This window comes from Terriglobales bacterium (assembly GCA_035543055.1).
Taxonomy (GTDB): Bacteria; Acidobacteriota; Terriglobia; order Terriglobales; family Acidobacteriaceae; genus JAIQFD01.
On sequence record DATKKJ010000244.1, the window covers coordinates 1 to 2,968 of the forward strand.

The following is a 2,968-nucleotide window of genomic DNA, read 5'->3' on the forward strand; positions in this document are numbered from 1 at the left end:
GCTCGACGAGGCCACCCGCATGCAGGCCCTCGCCATGGGCGCGCTCGAGTGCTTGGAAAAACCCCTCGACTTCCGCCACCTGCAGCAGCGCCTCGCCGCCGCCTCTGCCATTACCGCCGGATAGCGCCCAAGCCCTGTCCATGTCAACCCAAAATAGAAATGTCCTATGCCTACCAAAATAGAAATGTCCGGTTCTAGGGAGCAGCAACAGACTGGTCCTTGGTGCGTCGCCGTGGGAGCCATGGCCTCCGCCACGGGTGATCCGTGGGAGGGGTCCACGGTTTGTTCGTGTGCAGCGCACGCGGTGGCTCTGGTGCTTCTTGGGGCCGCTGCGCAGGGAGCGCCCGATAACGCAGCTCCCGTCCCTTGTATGTGACGTGCAGGGTGCCGTCGAGCCGCTCCTCCACCGTAACCTTCCGCGCGCGGGTCGGCTGGTCGAGCTGGTAGAGCGCGCCGTGGTGCACGATGGTGAAGTCGTTTTTGACAGTGCGCTCTGCTTTGCTGCAGAGCACCCGGTCCAGCTCTCGGCTGGTGGGGGCAGGCCGGTGCAGATCCGCGGCGGCCGCGGCCACCTTGCTGAAGCGCCGGTTGTGCTGCGGCAAGTAGCGCTCGAGAAACGCGTTGGCTTCCGCCACGCTCTGGATCCCCACGAGTCGCATCTCGCGGACCAGACGATCCTGGAGGGTCTTGAAGAGCCGCTCCACCCGGCCTTTGGCCTGGGGGGAGTTGGCGTGGATGACGTCGATCCCGAGCTCGGCCAGGCTCCGTGCAAACTGGCTCAGGGGCTTCTGGTCGCTGAGCTGTTCGGCGATCGTCGGGGCGGCCCCCGCCTGATACGTGGGGTGTTTGTCGAGATAGACGCTCTGTGGGATGCCGGTCCTGCCGGATGTACCGTTTCAGGCTGTCCATGGCCGGCCAGGTGCCCTCGTAGTCAGAGCACCGGCCAGCCACGGTGTTGGTGGCATCGTCGAGATCCCCCATGAACACACAGACCGGGCCGCGGCCCTCGAACCAGTCGTGGTGCGAGCCGTCGATCTGCACCAGCGCCCCGCGCTGGGCCTTGCGCTCCCGCCACTGCCGATGCTTCCGTGGCCGCCGCTTCCGGTAGGCGATGTCGGCCGCGTTCAGCCAGAGCCGCAGCGTCTCCGCGTGGAGGCGGATCCCGTGGACCTCGCCCAGTTTCTCGGCGGCATGGGTGAGGTTGAAATCGCGGTACTTGTCGCGGAAGAGCCTAAGCGCCCGCGCCTTGACTCGCTGGGGAATGCGCTGGTTCGACGGCCTGCCGCGTGCGCGGTGGCAGATGCCTCCTTCCCCCTCCGCCCGGAGCCGCTGGACCAGCCGCCGAACTTGCCGGTCGCTCAGCCCAATGAGGCCGGCGGCCTCTCGCTGGGCCAGCTTCCGCTCGAGTGCCTGATGCAGAATGTGGAGTCGCCTTGCTTCCCGTCGGCTCATCGTAATCATGTCCTTGTCCGCCACAACGCCCTCCCTTGTTGGTCGAGCAGTGTAACGGGGCATAGGACATTTCCGCTCTGCCCAAGAATGTTGTCTTGAGCCTGTAACGATATAGGGACCAGTAACAGAAGAAAAAGGCATCGGTTCCTGTGACGTGATAGACCTCCCAGCCTTGACGCCAATCAAGGAGAGGAGGCGGAACCGATGCCCGACCCCAGTGTAACACGACTGCTCGCGATCCCGGGATACGGCGTGTCCCGACAAGCCCTGGACGAAGGCCGGCAGACCCTCACCCTCTGGGTCCGGCCGCTCGGCAAACGGCCCTACCACTGCTGCCGGGGGTGCGGGATCAGCACGCAGACGACCCAGGGGACGCCCCGCGAGCGGCGGGTGCGCGATCTCCCCTGGGGCCCGTGGACGGTCTGGCTGGTGGTCGAGGTCCACACGGTGGTCTGCCGGCGCTGCGGGCGGCGCCGGGAACGGCTCCCGTTCGTGACGGGCACCGGCCACCACACGACCCGGTTTGCCACGGCGGTGGCTCGGGACTGTGCCGACGCCCCGGCCCGCCGGGTGGCGGCGCGCTGGGGCTTGGCCGCCGAGACGGTCCGCCAGCTCGACAAGCGGGCACTCCAGCAGTGGGCGGCCAGCCGGCCGAGGCCCTCGCTGCGTTATCTCGGCGTGGACGAGATCTTCCTGGGCAAGGCCGCCAAGTTCCTCACCGTGGTGAGCAACCTGGGCAGCCGGGAGCCGCTCTGGATGGGCCCGGACCGGAAGCGGGAGACCCTGGATCGCTTCTTCCAGGAGGCGTTGCCGCCGGCGCAGCGGTGGCGGATCAGGGCGGTGTGCGTGGACATGTGGGAGCCCTTCACGCAGAGCCTGCGGGCCCACCTGCCGCGGGCGCGGATCGTCTACGACAAGTTCCACGTGCTGAAACACGCCAATGCCGCGGTGGACGAGACCCGCCGCGCGGAGTTCTTCCGGAAAGGCGGCGCGCTCCGCGGCCTCGTCCGCGGCAAACGGTGGCTGCTCCTCACCCGCTGGGCACACCTGGATCCCGCGAAGCGCCAGACGCTCGGCGACCTCTTCGCTGTGAATCGCCGCCTGCTGACGGCCTATCTGTTGCGGGAACAACTCGAGCAGCTGTGGACCTATACCTACGAAGGCGCCGCCCGCCGGTTCTTGACGACCTGGGTGCGGGCCCTGCGCTGGCAGCGGCTGCCGGCCTTCCAGACACTGGCGCAGCTGCTGTTCCGGCATGTGGATGGAATCCTGGCCTACTGCCATGAGAAGGTCCCGTTCGGGGTCGTGGAGGCGATCAACGGCAACATCCGCACCGTCCTGCGCCGGGGCCGCGGCTATCGCGATCACGAGTACCTCTTGCTCAAGGTCCAACGCTTCACGGCCGATGGCCGCCGGCTCAGAGCCGCATGACTACGCTGTCAACGCAACATTCCTGGTGAGGGCGGAATTTTCGAAAACTATTATAGATTGACGAATCCGCGCGGGATTTATCTAG

At 66.8% G+C, this 2,968-nt stretch carries 2 protein-coding genes; one reads left to right on the forward strand and one right to left on the reverse strand.

Annotation, left to right across the window (positions count from 1 at the left end):
* Window positions 1-194 precede the first annotated feature (194 nt).
* The gene (locus tag VMS96_15535) at window positions 195-704 is read right to left on the reverse strand and encodes a hypothetical protein (GenBank protein HVP44841.1); all 510 of its coding nucleotides are present in this window, start codon (window positions 702-704) and stop codon (window positions 195-197) included.
* Window positions 705-1,704: 1,000 nt separating this feature from the next.
* On the opposite strand from VMS96_15535, the gene VMS96_15540 reads away from it, so the two are divergent.
* Window positions 1,705-2,883, forward strand: a complete 1,179-nt coding sequence (locus VMS96_15540) for an ISL3 family transposase (protein ID HVP44842.1) — start codon at window positions 1,705-1,707, stop codon at window positions 2,881-2,883.
* The last annotated feature ends 85 nt before the right edge of the window (window positions 2,884-2,968 follow it).